Origin of the sequence: Streptomyces wedmorensis (assembly GCF_000716445.1) — a bacterium.
GTDB classification, from domain to species: Bacteria; Actinomycetota; Actinomycetes; order Streptomycetales; family Streptomycetaceae; genus Streptomyces; species Streptomyces wedmorensis.
Map to the genome: position 1 here is coordinate 181,656 of NZ_JNWK01000010.1, position 16,839 is coordinate 198,494.

Sequence of the window (16,839 nt, forward strand, 5' to 3'; positions counted from 1 at the left end):
GGACCAGGTGGAGGAGCTGCAGTCGCCGGCGAAGCGGATGCGCGCCGAGCAGGTGTCCTTCGAGGACGCGCGGCGCTCGCTTCGGGAGGTGCGGGAGCGCCCTGAGCGGTTCAGCCCGGCCACCACCGTCCTCGGTTACGTCCTGCCGACCGTCGGCCTGGGCGCGATGCGGCACGCGACCGTCCCCGCGGTCGTCGGGTACGCGGTGCTGGGCGCGGGCGTCGGTCTGCTCCGGCTCTTCGGCGACCGGCTCCCCGCGGCCCGTACCGCCCTGCCGGTGGTCGCGGCGATCCTCGTGACGGCCGCCTCCCTGCGCTGGGCCGGACCGCTCCTGCACGAGGACCCCACGGTCCTGTACGTCCCCCCGCTGATCGCCTTCCTGCCCGGCGCCGCGCTGCCCCGAGCGCCATCGAACTCGCCACCGGGGCGGCCCTGTCGAGCATGGCGCGGCCGGCCGGGGCGGTGAACGTCCTGCTGCTCCTGGCGCTCGGCATCCTGGTCGGTACCGAAGTCGTGCGGCCCCGGCCGACGGGCGGGCCCCCGGCCGAGGCGCTGGGGGCCTGGGCGCCGTGGGCCGGGGTGCTGCTGCTCGGCTTCGGGTTCCTGCTGTACTACTCCGCGCCGCCGCGGGTCACGTCGTGGCTGCTCGGCGCGCTGCTGGTCGAGCGGTTCGTGCAGTCGGCGGCCTCCGGGTTCGGCGGCGTGACCTTCGGTGCCTTCGCCGCCGGCATGCTGCCGCCGCCGATGGCCAGTTGGATCGCACGCCACTCGCACACCCCGGACCAGGTGGTGTTCCTGCCCTGCTTCTGGCTCCTCGTGCCCGGCGCGGTCGGCCTCACCGGCGTCTCCGAGATCATCGTGAGCGGGGACACCGACGGCGGCCTGGACAGCCTGGTCAGCACGGTGATCACCGTGGCCGCCATCGCCCTCGGCGTCCTGGTGGGCGCCGGCCTCCGCCGGCGCCCTCGGCTGAGTCTCGGCGAGCCCGTTCCGGCGTCGCCCCTGCCCGAGTCGGGCGGAGGGAGCTCTCCGGGCGAGCCGCCGGCCACCGGCGGTCTCTGAGCCCGTGTGCGGAGTCGCCCCGGATCAGTGGGGCTTCTTCTCCCATTCGAGGGTCACCCGCAGGCTCGCGTTCGCGCTGCCCTGGACGACGAGCGCCGTCAGCCTGCCCGCGTCCAGGCCGAGCTGGCAGCCGAACTCGACGGTCGCGCGGTCCGGAGCCGCCTGGTGGAGCGCCTCGCCGATCTGCCCCGCGAAGGAGGAGAGCGCTTCGGTGACGGCCGAGAGGTCGGGCAGGCGGTCGCCGAGCCCTTCGAGTTCCGTGTCGGGGCCGAGGCGGCGGGCCTCCACGAACAGCGTCGCGTCGCCGACCTCGACCTTGGTGACGTCCGGCATCGATGCTCCCTGCGGTCGGTGAGGGCGGGCAGGACGTCAGTATCACCGAGGGGTACGGAACCGAGGGCGTCCACCGGGACGATCGGCGTGGCGCGGCGCCCGTTCAGAGCTCCGGGCGGAGGGCGCCGGCGGAGAGGGAGGACGCGGCGACGGCGGCGCTCGGGTCGAGAGCGCTACCCCGCCGCCACTCGGGCCAGCTGAGGTTCCAGTCGCCGAAGCCGTTGTCGAACGGCGTCATCGGCGCCCCGTACCCGTGGATCACACGCACGAGGTCGCCCTCGCGGACCGTGCCGAACAGCCAGGCGGCGTCCTCGGTGCTCATGCCGGTGCAGCCGTGGCTGACGTTCTCGCTGCCCTGCGCGTCGACCGACCAGGGTGCGGCGTGCAGGTACTCGCCGCTCCATGTCACCCGGGTGGCCCAGCGGACCTTGAGGTCGAAATAGTCGCGGCTGCCGCGCGCGATGCCGATGGAGTCGCCGCGCATGCGGACGAGCGGCTCCTTGCCGAGGACCACCTTGATGCCTCCTCGGGTGCGGTAGCCGGCCTTGCCCGTGGTGACCGGGAATGTCCGCAGCGGCAGGCCGTCGCGGAAGACGGTCATCTTGAGGGCGGAGACGTCGGTGACGGCTTCGAGCCGGGCCCCGATGGTGAAGGTGAGGGAGCGTGAGGGGCCGCCGTAGAGGCCGTCGGTGATCCTGACCCCGTCGAGGCCGCTGTGGACGCGGACGGTGGTGTACGCGGGCCAGTAGACACGGGGCCGGTAGTGGAGGGTGTTGGAGTCGATCCAGTACCAGGTGCCTTCGACGGGGGCTTCGGTGCGTACGTCGAGGGCGCGTTCCACGGTCCGGCGCGCCCTGAGGTCGTCGGCCGGCACGGGATGGCTGAGCTCGGCCGTGATCGGCTGCCCCACGCCGTAGGTGCGGCCGTCGTCGGGCCCGAAGGCAACGGTGAGGCGCTCTCCGGCGGGTGCCGAGGGGCTGCGGAAGTCGAGGCGGGCGAGGTCGCGGTGGGCGCCGCGGCCAGCGGCCCGTTCGACGGCGAGACGGGCCGTGAAGCGGGACCCCGCGGGCAGCGCCGCCGCGCTCGTCCACCGGGTGCCGTCGGCGCTCGACGTCCCGGCGACACTGCGGCCGCTCTGGTCGGTGACGGTGACGTCCGCGAGGACCCCGGGCGTGCGCAGCTCCAGTTCCACGGGGCCCGACGCCCCTGCGTCGAGCGCGAAGGGAGTGCCGGTGAGCACGGGGCCGCCGGTGAGCGCGACCGTGTGCCAGGGCACGGAGCAGAGTCCGCCGCCGGCGGAGCAGCCGTCGACGGTGACGACGGCGGTGGGGTCGGAGGCCGCGGCGGGGCGTTCCCGGCTCGCGGGCGCCTGTGCCGCCGTACCGACGAGCACGGCTCCGACCGCCAGGGACAGCGCTCCCCACCCCCGTACGTATCTGCGTGACGACACGTCGGACACCCTCCCCTTCCGGACGACGACGTCGGCGGACGGTGCCGACTCAAGCATCAAAACGGATCAAGGGAGAAAAAGATGATCAAGGCGCCGGGCGTGGCGGGCGAGAGGCGGACGAGACGACTCGAATGGGTCAGCGGGCGGGCTCGGGGAGCTCCTCACCGGTCTCCAGCAGCGACTTGAGGCTGGCGATCAGCGCGGGCCACCCTTCGCCGATCAGCTCCCTGATGGTGCCGTCGGGCTTCAGGTCGCCGTGTGTGACGGTGAGTTCGACCATGTCGCCGGAGGGCTCGATCGCGAAGGTCACCCGGGACCTCGGCTCGGCGGCGAGCCGTTCGTAGACCGCGCGATCGAGACCGACGGCCTCCGCCCAGGCGGGCGTGAACGTGTGCCAGGTGTACGAGAGGAGGCGGCCGGGCTCGGCGGCGAGGACGACCTGCTCGGGGTCCGCGGTGCGGCGTCCGCCCTCGTTCCAGACCATCGGGGAACCGGCGGTCCACTCGGTCTCGAAGGCCACGCCCCAGTAGCGCCGGGTGAGCTCGGGGTCGGTGAGCGCCTTCCAGAGCTCGTCGGGGGTCGTCCGGATGTAGGTGGTGTAGACGAACGAGTCGCTGTCCATCGTGCTGCCCCTCGGATCTGCTCCCCCGCTGCCTTCCCCTCTCCAGCCTAGGCAGGCGCCGGACCGACCTGCCAGCGAAGGACACCCGTCCGGCCCGTGGGGTGCCTTATCGGTTGAATAGGTGCGGAGGAAACTATTCAACATGCTGCTAGCGTGTCCGGATGTCGCTCAAGCACGCCGTCCTCGCAGCTCTCCTGGAGGGCGAGGCATCCGGATACGACCTGGCCAAGATCTTCGACGTGTCCGTCGCCAACTTCTGGGCCGCCACCCCGCAGCAGCTCTACCGCGAGCTGGACCGCCTCGACGAGGCCGGGCTGATCACGGCCCGCGTGGTGGAGCAGGAGCGGCGCCCGAACAAGCGGATGTTCAGCCTCACGGAGCCGGGCCTGCGCGATCTGGCGGCCTACACGTCGACGCCACCGCGCCCGAGCGCCGTCCGTGACGAGCTGATGGTCCAGGTACAGGCCTGCGACGAGGGCGACACGGCGGCGGTGCGCGGCTTCGTGGCACGGCGGATGGAGACGGCCCGGGCGAAGCTGGCCCGATACGACCGGCTGCGGGAACGGATGCTCGACGGTCGGGACGAGGACACCTACCTCGCCGAGGCGGAGCGGGTCGGCCCCTATCTGACGCTGATGCGCGGCCGGTTCTTCGAGGAGGAGAACCTGCGCTGGGGCGAGCGGGCGCTGGCGGTGCTCGACCGCCGTGCCGCCGCGCGGAACGGCGTGGCGGAAGCCGCTCCCCGCGGCTGAAGCGGTCCCTTCTCAAGGCCGTTCGCCCACCCGCCCGTATCCACCGGCCTTACCCTGCGGTAACGTCACCGACCGGCCACCGGAGGCGCCGGTGGCGTCGCGGGTAGGGATCGGGGACAGGCTTCCATGAACGTCGGTGACCTCGTCGAGGACTTCAGCCTTCCGGACGAGACGGGAGCGGCGCGCTCGCTCACCGGCCTCCTCTCCGAGGGGCCGGTCGTCCTCTTCTTCTACCCGGCGGCGCTGACGCCCGGGTGCACGGCCGAGGCCTGTCACTTCCGTGACCTCGCCGCCGAGTTCCGTGCCGTCGGCGCGCTTCCCGTCGGCATCAGCTCGGACGCCGTGGAGCGGCAGCAGGAGTTCGCGGAGCGACACTCCCTGGGCTACCCCCTGCTCTCCGACACGGACGGCGCCATACGCGAACGGTTCGGCGTGAAGCGCGGGTTCTCTCTCGCCCCGACCAAGCGGGTCACGTTCGTGATCGGCCAGGACCGGCGGGTGCGCGAGGTCGTCCGCAGCGAGCTGCGCATGAGCGCCCACGCGGACCGCGCTCTGGCCGCCCTGCGCCAGGACTGACCGGAGGGGCCGGGCTTCGTCCGCGGCTCCGCGTGGCCTCGTCGGCGCACCGGCGTTCCGCGGTTTCCATCCGACCACGGCGGCGCGCGACCCGCACGCCGGACCGCCACGACATGCGGAGCCGTGAGGGCTGGGTGAGACTCGCTCCAACGCCAGGCCTCTCCCGGCCGGGCGGGAACGGAGTACGCAGGAATGGACGACTACCCCCTCCTCAACGTCTTCTGGACCATGCTGTGGTTCTTCCTCTGGATCATGTGGCTCTTCCTGCTGTTCAAGGTGATCACGGACATCTTCCGCGACGAGTCACTCCACGGCTGGGGCAAGGCGGGCTGGCTGATCTTCTGCATCCTGCTCCCCTTCCTCGGGGTGTTCGTGTACGTCATCGCCCGCGGCAAGAGCATGGGGCAGCGTGACGTCAAGCAGGCCAGGGACAGCGAAGCCGCGTTCCAGGACTACATCCGCAAGACGGCGGGGACTGCGCCCGCGGGAGGCGGCAGCGCCACCGAGGAGCTGGCCCGGCTGGCGGACCTGAAGGACAAGGGCGCCATCACGGCCGAGGAGTTCGAGAAGGCGAAGGCCAAGGTCCTGTCCTGACCGGGCGTGATGAAGGGCGGCGGTGGTGCGGAAGGAGGCTGGGGCGGAGGCCTCCGCCGGGCTCGCGGGCTCCCTGCTGCGGGAGGTCGCCGCGGAGCCCGGCCGGCTCCCGGAGGCCCTGGCCTCCTTCGCCCTGCGCCGGCTGGGTCCGGGCGCGGGGCACGCCGTCGAGAGCCTGCGGGCCGCCCACCCCGAGGCGGACGCGGCGGCGCTGAGGGCCCTGGTCGTGGCGCGCGGGCGCCGAAGGGTGACCGCCGAAGGGGCTTTCGTCGGCGGCCCCTTCATGCTGTTCATCCCCTTCGCGTTCTGCGGGGCCCTGCTGTACCAGGCGCGGATGATCCTCGAACTCGCGGCCGTCGGGGGGCTGGACAGCACGGATCCCGAGCGGGCTGCCGAACTGCTCGTCCTCCAGGGCGTGTACGACGACACCGTGACGGCCCGCGCCGCACTGAGGGTCGCTCCCCCCAGCACCGGACGGCCTGGGCGACGCGGCCTGGGCCGGTGGGCCGCGCTGTGGAAGCTGGTGATCCGGATGGCGCGACTCCTCGGGCTGATGACACCGACCACCGACACCGCGCGGTGGTTCGTCCGGGTGGGGCAGATCGCGCTCGTGGTCGCCGTCTTCCTGGTCGGCCTGGTGGCGCCCCTCGTATGGCTGCCGTACCTGGCCGTCTCGTACTGGCGGGCCACCACGCGGCTGATGGACCGGGCCACCGTCTTCTACGTCGGCTCCCCCGACCTTCGCTCCCCGCGTGGTGCCCAGTTCGCCCCGGCCATGGGCGTGGCAGTGTTGCGCGCCGTGGGTTCCCTGCTCGTGCCGGCGGTCGCGGTGTTCCTGGTCGTCACCGCGGACCTCCAGGTCGCGGGCGGGCGGTGGCCGCTGCTCGGGATCGTGCTCACGTCGAGCTGCCTGTTCACGGGCGGCTGGTGGCTGTGGCGGCGCCACAGGCGCCGATCGACCCCCTAATAAGTAATCGAGATACCTCTTTGATACGGTCAGACCGTGAGGCTGACGAAGTTCACCGACCTGGCGCTCCGTGCCGTGATGCGCCTGGCGGTCACCGCACCGGAGGAGTCCGTCACCACCCGCGAGGTGGCGGAGTCGATGGACGTGCCCTACGCCCACATGGCGAAGGTGGTCACCCGGCTCCAGCACCTCGGCGTGGTCGAAGCGCGACGGGGACGTGGTGGCGGCCTGGCTCTGACGGAGCTGGGCCGACGGTCTTCGGTGGGATGGCTGACCCGCACCCTGGAGGGCGAGGAGGAGGTCGTCGCCTGCGAGGGCGATCCGCCGTGCCCGCTGCGCACCGCGTGCCGGCTGCGGGGGGCACTGCGCGAGGCCCAAGAGGCGTTCTACCGCGCGCTCGACCCGCTGACCGTGGCGGAGCTCGTGACCTCGCCGACCGGTCCGCTCCTCCTCGCCCTCACGCCACGCCCCACCTCCTGAACCGTGGCGCCCCCGGGCTCCACTCGACCTCCACACACCTTTTAATACGCAGATCATCTACCAGATTGAGGTTCCCATGCTGTCCGAGCAGGCCGTCCCGGTCGTCCGCGCCACCCTGCCCGCCGTCGGCGGCGCGCTCGACCAGATCACCGAGCGGTTCTACGGGCGTCTCTTCGCCGCCCACCCCGAGCTCCTGCGCGACCTGTTCAACCGGGGCAACCAGGCCAACGGCGAGCAGCGCAAGGCGCTCGCCGGCTCCATAGCGGCCTTCGCCGTCGCCCTGCTCGAGAACCCGGACAGCCGCCCCGACGCCATGCTGTCCCGGATCGCCCACAAGCACGCCTCGCTCGGCGTGACCTCCGAGCAGTACAAGGTCGTGCACGAGCACCTCTTCGCCGCGATCGTGGAGGTGCTCGGCGAGGCGGTGACCCCGGAGGTCGCCCAGGCCTGGGACGAGGTGTACTGGCTGATGGCGAACGCGCTGATCGCCGTGGAGGCCCGGCTCTACCAGGAGTCGGGCGTACCCGAGGGCGAGGTCTGGCGGTCGATGGAGATCGCCGGACGCCACGAGGAGACGCCCGACACGGTGTCCTTCACCCTGCGGCACACCGACGGCGCCCCCACCGCCGCGTTCCGGCCCGGCCAGTACGTGAGCGTCCGGGTCTCACTGCCCGACGGAGCGCGCCAGATCCGCCAGTACAGCCTGTCCGCCGCGCCGGGGCGCCCCGAGTGGCGGATCACCGTGAAGCGGGTCGACGGCGACCCCGCGGGCGAGGTCTCCTCCTGGCTGCACGCCCACGCCCGCCCCGGCGACACCGTGGAGGTGTCGGCCCCGTTCGGCGACCTGGTACTGCCCGAGGGCGAGGGCCCCCTGCTGCTCGCCTCGGCGGGCATCGGCAGCACGCCCATGCTCGCGATGCTCGACCATCTCGCGACCACCGGTTCGGCCCGCCCGGTGGTGGTCGTGCACGCCGACCGCTCCCCCGCGTCCCACGCGCACGCCGCCGAGCTGCGGCGCCTGGTCGGCACGCTGCCACAGGGCACGCTGCACCTCTGGTACGAGGAGCCGGGTGACTCCGGTGCACGCGCGGGCCGCGCGGACGTCACGGCGCTCGACCTGCCGGCGGGCACCACCGCCTACCTGTGCGGGCCACTGCCCTTCCTGCGCGCGGTGCGCGGCGACCTCCTCGGCGGGGGCACCCCGGCGGCCGACATCCACTACGAGGTGTTCGGTCCCGACCTGTGGCTCGGCTCCGAGAACTGACCACACCTCACTGCGAGACCTTCGATCCCTGTGCGTCATAGCACTCCCGCTGCGGATACTGCATAGTGAGGTCCCGTACCGGCCTCGCAATCAGCGGGTCCGCAGCGAATGGACGGAAGCGATGGGATCGATCGGATCAGCAGTCGGGAGCGGGGTCGCGGGCGCGGGGCGGCCGGTGCGCGGGATCGCCCTCGACATCGGCAGCTCCCGGACCCGGGCCTGGGCCCCGGGTGCGGGCGTCTTCGCGGACGTGCCGAGTGGTCCGGTGCGGCGCGGCCGCGTCACCGACTCGGCCTCCCAGCTCCGGCTGCTGCGCCGGCTGACCGCCTCGGCCCCCGGCGACGGCACGCACGACACCGTCGTGATGCTGACCCACCCGGTGCTCGCCGCTCCCGAGGAGCGGGAGGCGGCGCGCCGGATGATGGACGGTCTCGGTCCGGTACGGGTGATCGCCGTGGACAGCGCCCGTGCCGCGGCTGCGTACGCGGCCCCGCCCGGCGGCGGCCCGCTGCTCGTGGTCGACCTGGGTGCGCAGCTGACCGAGGTCACCCTCGTCGTGGACGGCCTGGTCGAGGACGCCCGGCTCGCCGAGGTGGGCGTCGACGACGTGCCGGAGTCGGGCCGCGTGCCGGACGCGATCGCCGGGACGGCCGCCGACATGGTGAGCGACCTGTGGCGGCACGACCGCACCGGCGCGGTCCGCGGAGCCTTGCGGCGCGGCGTTCTGGTGACCGGCGGCGGCGCCCTGCGCCTCGACGTGACGGGGCGCCTCGCCCACCTCCTGAGGGCCCGCCTCCGCCTGGCGAACGACCCGGCGACCAGCGTCGTCCGAGGCGCCGGGCTGATGCTCACCTCCGTCCTGCGCCACCCGGCGGGCCCCCTCACCCGCGGCTGAACCCGGGTGGCGGTGGTTTCCGGACCGGCCTCCGGGCCGGTCCGGGAACCACCCCCGTGCCGCTCAGCAGCCGGTCGCCCATGTGTGGGAGTCGCCGCGGTCGTTGGCGGCGCCGTTGTAGCCGACCTCCTGGCCGGGGGCGAGGCAGATGGTCATGCTGCCGCCCTGCCAGGCGCTCTCGTAGACGCGGACGTGGTCCTTGATGCCGGGGCCGGAGATGCCGTGGTTGGCCCACGAGGAGTCGGTGTCGGAGATCCAGCTCTCCCACCAGCCGTCGTCGCCGCTCCAGTTGGCGCGCTGGCCGCCGAAGTTCGCTTCCTGCCAGACGCAGAACTCCCCGCTGGGACATTCGGCGGCTCCGGCGGAGCCCGCGAGGGCGAAGCCTGCGGTGGTGGCGAGGAGCGCGGCGGCGGCGGTGGCGAGAAGTCGCTTCACGAGAGGTGGGGCCTTTCTACGGGTGGTCCGGACGCGGGCAGTTCGGCTGCCCGCCGCAGTGCGCGGTCGCGCAGCTGCCGGTATGTGGCGAGTTCGTCCCGGTGCAGCGTGCGCACCTCGGCCATCTCTGCGGCCTCCAGCCGCTTGCGTACGGCGTCGAGTCCGCTCTCCCGGTCACAGCGGGCGGCGACGGCCGGGGCGGGACGGTCGGGGCGGGGGCCCAGGGGCGGCGTGGCGCACCGGGTCCAGCGGGCGAGTGCCGCGCGGTGGGCCGGGTCGGTGCGCATGCGCGCCTGGGCCTCGGCGCGGAGGTTGTCGACGGTGACCTGGGCCCGGAACCAGCGACGCTGGTCGCCGTAGAGCCGCTGACGGGCGATGGCCAGGCAGCCGTCCTCGTGGGCGGTGACGGTGGCACCCGTGGCGAGGGTGACGGACAGTTCGCGCGGGCCGGCGCCGAAGAGCGCCGCCCGGAAGACGCGGTCGTCGTCCGGTGCGCGGGGCCGTGCCGAGAGGGTGATCCCCCGGCCCCTCAGACAGTCGACGACCAGTCGGTGTTCCGCGGACCGGAGCAGCTCGTCCTGCGCCGCCCGGGTCACCGGCACGGTCGGGGTTCCCACCCCTCCCGGAGCGACCACGGTGCACCCGGAGAGCAGCAGTGAGGCGGCGGCGACGATGGCGGCGCGGCGAGCTCGCGCGGCGGTGCGAAGCATGGTGTCCCCCTGGATCGTCCCTGGTCGGAGCGGCCTTCCGGTGATCGTCGGGCGGCCCGCGGTGATCATTTCCCGGGGGCTCGGCCACCATGCCGAAGCTCACTCGAACGGGTCGGACGCGCCGGAGTGCGCGCCCCTCGGGCGCCGTCGGGTGCCGTGCGTTCGGGCGTCCGGGAACGACAGAGCCCCGGTTGGACGGGGGATTCCAACCGGGGCCGATCGCCGTGACGGCGAAGAGCGGTCACCTCTGGGGGGGGGGACCTTGGGGACCGGACCCCTTCACAGTCACATACGTATGAACGGTAAACCTTGCCCGAATGTTCCGAGAGGTCCCGGGTGGGCGATGTGAGTCACCTCACCCGGTTTCGACAGGTGAGCTCAGTCCCTCTCGGGGCGGTAGACCGTACCGGGCTCGGCCTTCCCCGGGGCGAGGAGCTCCGGCACCGTCACGAAGGTGAAGCCGCGACGCTTGAGCTCGTCGATGATCGACGGGACGGCCGGGACCGTTCCGTCGTAGATGTCGTGGAGAAGGATGATGCCATCGCCGTGCGCCTGGTCGAGTACGCGCTGCCGGATGAGGGCGGAGTCGGTGGTGGAGTAGTCCTTGGCCGTGATGCTCCAGAGGACCTGGGCGAGTCCGAGCTCGCGACTGACCTCGGACACCGTGTCGTCGGTCCTGCCCTGCGGCGGGCGCATGAGGGTGGGCTTGCGACCGGTTATCTTCTCGACGGCGTCCTGCGTGCGCGCGAGCTCGTCGCGGACCTCGGCGGCGTCGAGGTCGGTGAGTATTCGGTGGGTCCAGGTGTGGTTGGCGACCTCGTGCCCCTCGTCCGCGATCCTCTTGACCACCTGGGGGTAGCGGTCGACGTGCTTGCTGCCGAGCAGGAAGAAGGTGGCGGGGACCTGCTTCTCCTTGAGGATGTCCAGGAGCCTGGGAGTGTCCTTGCCCGGCCCCGCGTCGAAGGTGAGCGCGATGCACTTGACCTCGGCGCAGTCGACGCGGCGAGCCGCGGCGCCTGCCTTGTCGTCGGCTCCGCTCTCGTCCCGGGCGTCCTGCGGCGTGACCGTACTGGTCCCGCAGGCCGCGAGCGTCAGCATCAGCGACGCGGCGGCGAACAGGGCGGTGGCCGTTCCCCCGCGTCGGCCCGTCCTGGATCGGAACATGGTGGAACCCGCTTTCCCCGTAGTGACTTCGGTACAGCCGCAACCGGCCTGGTCAGGGCGGCGCTCGCGACCGCCAGGAACTCTACACACGGTGTATACCGAAGCCGGGAGCGGGGGTCCCCCGGGCGCACCGAGGCGCGCGTGAACCCCGGGCGGAGCCCGTCCGCTCCGTCCGGGGTGTTCGTGTCAGCCGCTCAGCGGGAGGCGAGCAGCAGTCGGGCCTCGGTCTCCTGGTCGCCGGAGACGGCTTGCAGGGACTGGATGTCGAATCCGGCGGCGAGCACCTTCTGGACCTCGTCGACGGCGTGGTACCCACCGGTGAGGGTGGCGCCGACCAAGGCGGTCAGCCGAGTGGGGCCCACCTCCTGGCGCTGCCCGCCGGCGGTGTCGAAGATGGCGGTCCAGACGGTGGGCGCGGGGCCCTTGACCGCCTGCGGATTCGGGGTGGCCGTGTCCTCCAGCTGGTACACGCTGTCGAGGACGTCGAAGACGGCCTGGGCGTCCTCCCGGCTGCAGTCGCACAGCTGCACGGTGACGTCGGTGTCGATGTGCAAGTCGTACACGTCGCTCATCTCCTCGCGGCCCGCCGGTCGCTCGTGGTGCCACGCGCTCGTCGTGCCGGGCGCTCGTCGTGCCACGTCTCCAGCATCCCTCGCGTGACGCCGTCCCGCGATATCCCGCACCCCACCGCTCAGCGTCCGATGACCCTGTCGACGGTGTCCGCCTCCGAGGCCGGCTTGTCGGGCCGGTGGCGTACGACGCGGGCGAAGCGGAGGGTGACGCCGGCCGGGTAGCGGGTGGACCGCTGGAGGCCGTCGTAGGCGATCTCCACGACGAGTTCGGGCCGAACCCGCACGGTGAAGCCGTCGTCCGACACGGCCAGTTCACCGAGGCGCTCGGTCTGCCAGCGCAGCATCTCGTCCGTGAGCCCCTTGAAGGTCTTGCCGAGCATGACGAACCCGCCTTCGGCGGTCCGCGCACCGAGGTGGAGGTTGGAGAGCAGCCCGCTCCTGCGCCCGTGGCCCCGCTCGGCGGCCAGGACGACGAGGTCGACGGTGTGGACGGGCTTCACCTTCAGCCAGGCCCGTCCCCGCCGCCCCGCCGCATAGGGCGCCTCCAGCGCCTTGACCAGGACGCCTTCGTGCCCGCGGGCCAGCGTGTCCCTGAAGAACCTCTCGGCTGCCTGGATCTGCGCCGGGTCGGCCGGGTCGGTGACGAGGGTGCGGCCCACCCGGTGGGCCGCCGGGAGCAGCCGGGCGAGCACCTCGTGCCGGTCCCGGCCCGACCGGTCGATCAGGCCCTCGCCGTCCACGGCGAGGACGTCGAAGAAGACGGGTGTCAGTGGAAGCGCGGCGTGGGCGCCGGCCACGTCGGTCCGGGAGCCGACCCGGGACGCGACGGTCTGGAAGGCCACGGGGCGTCCGGTCGCCGGGTCGAGCGCGATGACCTCGCCGTCCAGGATGAACCCGTCGGCCGGCACGGCCCGGCCGACGGCGACCACTTCGGGCAGCCGGTCGGTGATGTCGTCGAGCGAACGGGTGTGGACGCGGACGTCGTCGCCGTCACGGTGGACCTGGATGCGGAAGCCGTCGAGCTTCTCCTCGACGGCGCACGGCCCCAGGGCCGCGATCGCCTCGGTCACCGAGCCGGCGGTGTGGGCGAGCATGGGCTGCACGGGGCTGCCGACCCGCAGGGTGAACCGGTCGAGAGCGGCGGCTCCCTCGGCGAGCACCGCCTGGGCGACCGGCGGCAACGAGCCTTCGAGCATCACGGCGCGCCGCAGTTCCGCGGCGGGCACCGTGGCCGCGCGTGCGACGCCTTCCAGCGCGACGGCGTCGAGAGCCCCCTGCCGCACCTCCCCGCTGAGAAGCCTCAGCAGGAGCTCCTGTTCGTCATGGGTGGCAGCGGAGAACAGACCGTGAACCAGCCGGGCCCGTTCGGCCCTGGCCCCGGCTCCCGAGACCGCGGCCAGCGCCGTCAACGCGGCATCGACCCCGCTCAGCGTGAGACCGGGCCTCTCGACCGGTGGAACGGCCGGCGGGACGACGTCCTTGAGCACGCTCCAGCCGACACCGATCCTCCCCTGCGGGAGCCGCCCCGACAGATACGCGATGACGAGCGGACTCTCTTCCGGGTCGGCCTCCGCGAACAGTTCGGCGAGCAGGACGATCTTGCGGGAACGCGCCGAGGTCGCGGCAACCTCCCGGGACACCTCCGCGACATGGGCCAGCAGCATGTGGCCCATCCTCCCCACACCCGGCCTCCGCCGCACCCGGTGCCGCCACCCGTGCCCACCCTCGCCTCACGGCCAGGACACCGACCTCCTCCCTCGCCGAACGCGCCCCTCCCCCACCCCCTTCCTGCGGAGCAGTCGATCCACAAGCCGGGTCCGCGCCGGACGACCGGCGGGCCTGACGGGCGCCGCCGGGCGGCTCGGCCGAAGGTCGACCTCCGCCCGGCCGGGGGCAGGGGCAGCGTGGCCCTCGAGACCAGGGCCAGGGGCCGCCCGCTCATCGGGACCACGGCCAGGAGCCGTTCGCCGCCCCTCCACGACCGGATCCGGCGGGGAGCCGTCCCGCGGCACGCACGGCGGAGCCGCCGGGGGCATCAAGGGAAGCGGCGGCATCGTCAGGATCCCCGTGTCGCCACCGGAATCCGCCCTCCGTGCGCGACGGACCGGCAGCCCGGGCGTCAGGGCGTCAGCCCACCCGGCGGCCGTCGCGGTCACGAGCGCCCCGGACGCGGTCGAGGCCGCGGCCGTGGTCCCGGGCACGCCCTGGGTCGTGGGAGCGGGGCTGAGGTCGCCGGGATACGGGGCCGGTTGTCGGGAGCGCGCTTCGTCGAGGGCCAGGGCCAGGCTCATGCGGTGCCAGAGGATCTCGTCGGGTTCGTCCGCCCGCGTGAGCCGTTCGGCGACGTCGTGCGCGGCGGCCGCGACCGGCATGCCGGCGGGCGGTGGCGGGCGCAGCCGGTCCAGGTGGGCGCGCTCGTAGGGGTCGTCGACGACCTCGGCCACCTGGACGGGGTCGAGGAGTGAGGCGATGGCGGCGGCGCGGGCCCACGGATCGTCCGTGGCGCGGAGCAGCAGACCGAGTCGGCGGGCTCGCCAGTTCCTGGGCCGCCGGTCCTCGTGCGCGGCGAGACGTTCGCGGAGGTCGAGGGGGAGCCGCCCGGCGAGCAGGGCCGGACACCGGCGGCCGAAGTCGGAGGCCTCCGCCGCCAGGTACGTCCACACCACCGCCCGGTAGCGGTTCAGGGTGAACCGCACGGGGCTGAGGTGCCCCGTGCGGGCCAGCCTGGTGAAGCGTTCCGGGGTGATCGACAGGAGTGCCGCGGCCTCCCCCGTGCCGACCGTGCGCACCCGGTCGCGCAGGCCGGTCGGGAAGTCCGGTGCTCCGCTGAGGCGGTCGAGCTCGCACCGCTCGACCCGCCTCCGCCCGCCCTCTCCCGTCGGCACCGTCCTCACCAGTCCGAGCTGGACCGCGAGCCGGAACTCATCGCGCCTCAGTTCCAGTTCCTGCGCGGCCCGCGCCGGTGTGACCGTGCGCGTCCCTTCGTCCACCGTCATCGTGTGGCCCTCCCCCGTACGTCCGTGTTCTCTCCGTGCCGTGGATCCCTCGGACCCACGAAGAGAACGTAACGCAGAGTGACGACACCAGCGCGACTTGTGGACAACTGCCTGTGGACAACTGCCGATGGACAATGGAAGCGACCCCTGCCCCCGGCACCCGGACGTCAGAGTCCGGACGTCAGAGTTCGGCCGCCGCACTTCAGACGTCACACCCCGGCTGTCACACTCCCGGTGTCGGCGCCCCGGAAGTCGGCGCCCCGGCCCTCAGCGCTTCGACCGTCGGCGGCCCGGCGTCAGAGCGCGCCGCCGGGCAGGCCCGGCTGCCGCGCCGCCACGCCCAGGTGTTCGCCGACGCGGTTGACCAGCAGGGTCATCTCGTAGGCCACCTGGCCGACGTCCGCCTCCGCCGCGCTGAGAACGCAGAGGCAACTGCCCTCGCCCGCCGCCGTCACGAAGAGCAGGGCCTCGTCGAACTCGACCATCGTCTGCCGTGCCCGGCCTGCCCGGAAGTGCCGGCCGGAGCCCCGGGCGAGGCTGTGCAGGCCGGAGGAGACGGCTGCCAGGTGCTCGGCGTCCTCTCGTGCGAGCCCGCTGCTGGCGCCCGTCACCAGGCCGTCGTTCGACAGCACCAGCGCGTGCTGTATGTACCCGACCCGCTGCGTCAGGTCGTCGAGGAGCCAGTCCAGGCCCTTGTCCAATGCCATCAGTGTTTCCTCCCCCTGGGTGGTGCGTCCCCGTCGACCCGGATTCCCGTGGTCCCCGCGCCTCCGTGGTCCGCCGTATCGCCGCAAGCCTTACGCACTGTCGTGAACAGGGCAAGCACCGCACCACGCCCGCGCGTGCCGCAGGACGGGGCCATGCCCTCATGACCGAGGATCAGTCGCGGTCGTTCGTGTCCGCGGGGAGGAACGGGCGGCGGAGTTCGGCGGGCGTACGGCCGGGGATCAGCCGACGCTGTCCAGCAGTCGTGCGGTGTGCATCCGCCCCGCGTACTCGACGAGGCGGATGAGCACTTCCTTCCCGGAGTCACGGTCGCGCGCGTCGCAGAGCACGACGGGCGTGCCGCGGTCCAGGTCGAGGGCGAGGGAGACGTCGGCCGCGCCGTACGTACGCGCGCCCGTGAAGCAGTTGACGGCGACGACGAAGGGGATCTTCCGGTGCTCGAAGTAGTCGACCGCCGGGAAGCAGTCCTCCAGACGGCGCGTGTCGGCGAGGACGACGGCCCCCAGGGCGCCCTGTGACAGCTCGTCCCAGAGGAACCAGAAGCGGTCCTGCCCGGGCGTGCCGAAGAGGTAGAGCGAGAGCCCGGAACGGATCGTGATGCGGCCGAAGTCCATGGCGACGGTCGTGGTGGTCTTCTGGTCGACACCCCCGGTGTCGTCGACCGACTGTCCGGCGCGGCTGAGCTGTTCCTCGGTGCGCAGCGGCCGTATCTCGCTGACCGCGCCGACCAGGGTCGTCTTGCCCACGCCGAATCCGCCGGCGACCAGGATCTTCAGGGCGAGGGCGGTGCTGTCCGTCTCGTCGCAGGCGCCGGTTCTCTCAGAGCGCTCGTAGGCCATCGATTACTTCCCTCAGGATTCTTTCGTCTGGGAGCTGCGCGGGCGGTACGGGCCTGCTGACGCGTACGAAGCCCGATTCGAGGAGGTCGCCGAGGAGGACCCGGACGACGCCGACGGGGAGGTCGGCGTCGGCGGCGAGTTCGGCGACCGACTGCGTCTCGGCCCGGCAGAGGGTGAGCAGGGACCGGTGTTCGGGCCCGAGGAGGGCCTCGTCCGCCGGTCCTGGCGGGTCGTCGTCCACGACGACGAGGGCGATGAGATCGAACCGCACGTTGCTCGGCCCCGGCTTGGTGCGGCCGCCGGTCATCGCGTAGGGACGGACGAGTGGTCCGGCCTCGGCGTCGTACCACTGGCTGCCCGGCGCGGACGGACCGTCGCCGGTGCTGTCCTCGTTCATGGGGT

21 protein-coding genes are annotated in these 16,839 nt (G+C 72.8%); 9 read left to right on the plus strand and 12 right to left on the minus strand.

Annotation, left to right across the window (positions count from 1 at the left end):
• Positions 1-7 precede the first annotated feature (7 nt).
• Together OO54_RS42345 and OO54_RS42350 are read left to right on the plus strand one after the other, a co-directional pair.
• Positions 8-466: a threonine/serine exporter family protein gene (locus OO54_RS42345; RefSeq protein ID WP_051786857.1), complete on the plus strand. Its 459-nt coding sequence runs from the start codon at positions 8-10 to the stop codon at positions 464-466.
• A complete protein-coding gene (locus OO54_RS42350; protein ID WP_051786858.1) occupies positions 442-1,062 on the plus strand; it encodes a threonine/serine exporter family protein in 621 nt (206 codons plus the stop codon). Before OO54_RS42345 ends, OO54_RS42350 begins: the two co-directional genes overlap by 25 nt.
• A gap of 24 nt (positions 1,063-1,086) precedes the next feature.
• Here the strand turns inward: OO54_RS42350 and OO54_RS11370 are convergent, their stop codons facing one another.
• The 3 genes from OO54_RS11370 to OO54_RS11380 form a co-directional block, all read right to left on the minus strand.
• Entirely contained in the window at positions 1,087-1,395 is a 309-nt protein-coding gene (locus tag OO54_RS11370; protein ID WP_033202735.1) for a CU044_2847 family protein, read from the minus strand.
• 103 nt (positions 1,396-1,498) lie between these two features.
• Positions 1,499-2,845 carry a L,D-transpeptidase gene (locus OO54_RS11375; protein WP_051786865.1) on the minus strand — a complete coding sequence of 449 codons (1,347 nt, stop codon included), beginning with the start codon at positions 2,843-2,845 and terminating at the stop codon, positions 1,499-1,501.
• Positions 2,846-2,981: 136 nt separating this feature from the next.
• Positions 2,982-3,467: an SRPBCC family protein gene (locus OO54_RS11380; protein ID WP_017237328.1), complete on the minus strand. Its 486-nt coding sequence runs from the start codon at positions 3,465-3,467 to the stop codon at positions 2,982-2,984.
• Between the two features lie 161 nt (positions 3,468-3,628).
• Between OO54_RS11380 and OO54_RS11385 the strand changes: the two genes are divergently transcribed.
• The 7 genes from OO54_RS11385 to OO54_RS11415 all read left to right on the plus strand — a co-directional run bounded on the left by OO54_RS11385 (position 3,629) and on the right by OO54_RS11415 (position 8,995).
• Entirely contained in the window at positions 3,629-4,219 is a 591-nt protein-coding gene (locus OO54_RS11385; RefSeq protein ID WP_017237327.1) for a PadR family transcriptional regulator, read from the plus strand.
• 126 nt (positions 4,220-4,345) lie between these two features.
• Entirely contained in the window at positions 4,346-4,795 is a 450-nt protein-coding gene (locus OO54_RS11390; RefSeq protein ID WP_017237326.1) for a peroxiredoxin, read from the plus strand.
• A gap of 192 nt (positions 4,796-4,987) precedes the next feature.
• On the plus strand, positions 4,988-5,389 hold the full coding sequence (locus OO54_RS11395; protein ID WP_033202736.1) for an SHOCT domain-containing protein: 402 nt from the start codon (positions 4,988-4,990) through the stop codon (positions 5,387-5,389).
• Between the two features lie 25 nt (positions 5,390-5,414).
• Entirely contained in the window at positions 5,415-6,356 is a 942-nt protein-coding gene (locus OO54_RS11400) for a hypothetical protein (protein WP_159391559.1), read from the plus strand.
• Between the two features lie 36 nt (positions 6,357-6,392).
• Positions 6,393-6,836, plus strand: coding sequence for an RrF2 family transcriptional regulator (locus tag OO54_RS11405; RefSeq protein ID WP_033202737.1), 444 nt, complete (start codon positions 6,393-6,395; stop codon positions 6,834-6,836).
• Between the two features lie 76 nt (positions 6,837-6,912).
• Positions 6,913-8,100, plus strand: a complete 1,188-nt coding sequence (locus tag OO54_RS11410; protein WP_033202738.1) for a globin domain-containing protein — start codon at positions 6,913-6,915, stop codon at positions 8,098-8,100.
• A 121-nt stretch (positions 8,101-8,221) separates the two neighbouring features.
• Positions 8,222-8,995, plus strand: a complete 774-nt coding sequence (locus tag OO54_RS11415) for a rod shape-determining protein (RefSeq protein WP_051786860.1) — start codon at positions 8,222-8,224, stop codon at positions 8,993-8,995.
• Between the two features lie 63 nt (positions 8,996-9,058).
• On the opposite strand, the gene OO54_RS11420 is transcribed toward OO54_RS11415, so the two are convergent.
• The 9 genes from OO54_RS11420 to OO54_RS11460 form a co-directional block, all read right to left on the minus strand.
• Complete coding sequence (locus OO54_RS11420) at positions 9,059-9,430, minus strand: peptidase inhibitor family I36 protein (protein ID WP_033202740.1); 372 nt, start codon at positions 9,428-9,430, stop codon at positions 9,059-9,061.
• On the minus strand, positions 9,427-10,140 hold the full coding sequence (locus tag OO54_RS11425) for a hypothetical protein (protein WP_033202777.1): 714 nt from the start codon (positions 10,138-10,140) through the stop codon (positions 9,427-9,429). The genes OO54_RS11420 and OO54_RS11425 overlap by 4 nt, the downstream gene beginning before the upstream one ends.
• Before the next feature lie 378 nt (positions 10,141-10,518).
• On the minus strand, positions 10,519-11,304 hold the full coding sequence (locus tag OO54_RS11430; protein ID WP_033202741.1) for a polysaccharide deacetylase family protein: 786 nt from the start codon (positions 11,302-11,304) through the stop codon (positions 10,519-10,521).
• 194 nt (positions 11,305-11,498) lie between these two features.
• Complete coding sequence (locus OO54_RS11435; protein ID WP_234439261.1) at positions 11,499-11,942, minus strand: hypothetical protein; 444 nt, start codon at positions 11,940-11,942, stop codon at positions 11,499-11,501.
• A 53-nt stretch (positions 11,943-11,995) separates the two neighbouring features.
• Positions 11,996-13,540 (minus strand): ATP-dependent DNA ligase, encoded by a 1,545-nt coding sequence (locus OO54_RS11440; protein WP_033202743.1) that lies wholly within the window; start codon positions 13,538-13,540, stop codon positions 11,996-11,998.
• Positions 13,541-13,606: 66 nt separating this feature from the next.
• On the minus strand, positions 13,607-14,872 hold the full coding sequence (locus OO54_RS11445; RefSeq protein ID WP_033202744.1) for a DUF6397 family protein: 1,266 nt from the start codon (positions 14,870-14,872) through the stop codon (positions 13,607-13,609).
• A 296-nt stretch (positions 14,873-15,168) separates the two neighbouring features.
• Complete coding sequence (locus OO54_RS11450) at positions 15,169-15,579, minus strand: roadblock/LC7 domain-containing protein (protein ID WP_026057870.1); 411 nt, start codon at positions 15,577-15,579, stop codon at positions 15,169-15,171.
• A 240-nt stretch (positions 15,580-15,819) separates the two neighbouring features.
• Positions 15,820-16,437 (minus strand): GTP-binding protein, encoded by a 618-nt coding sequence (locus OO54_RS11455; RefSeq protein ID WP_033202745.1) that lies wholly within the window; start codon positions 16,435-16,437, stop codon positions 15,820-15,822.
• Positions 16,418-16,834, minus strand: a complete 417-nt coding sequence (locus OO54_RS11460) for a DUF742 domain-containing protein (protein ID WP_033202746.1) — start codon at positions 16,832-16,834, stop codon at positions 16,418-16,420. The genes OO54_RS11455 and OO54_RS11460 overlap by 20 nt, the downstream gene beginning before the upstream one ends.
• Positions 16,835-16,839 lie beyond the last annotated feature (5 nt).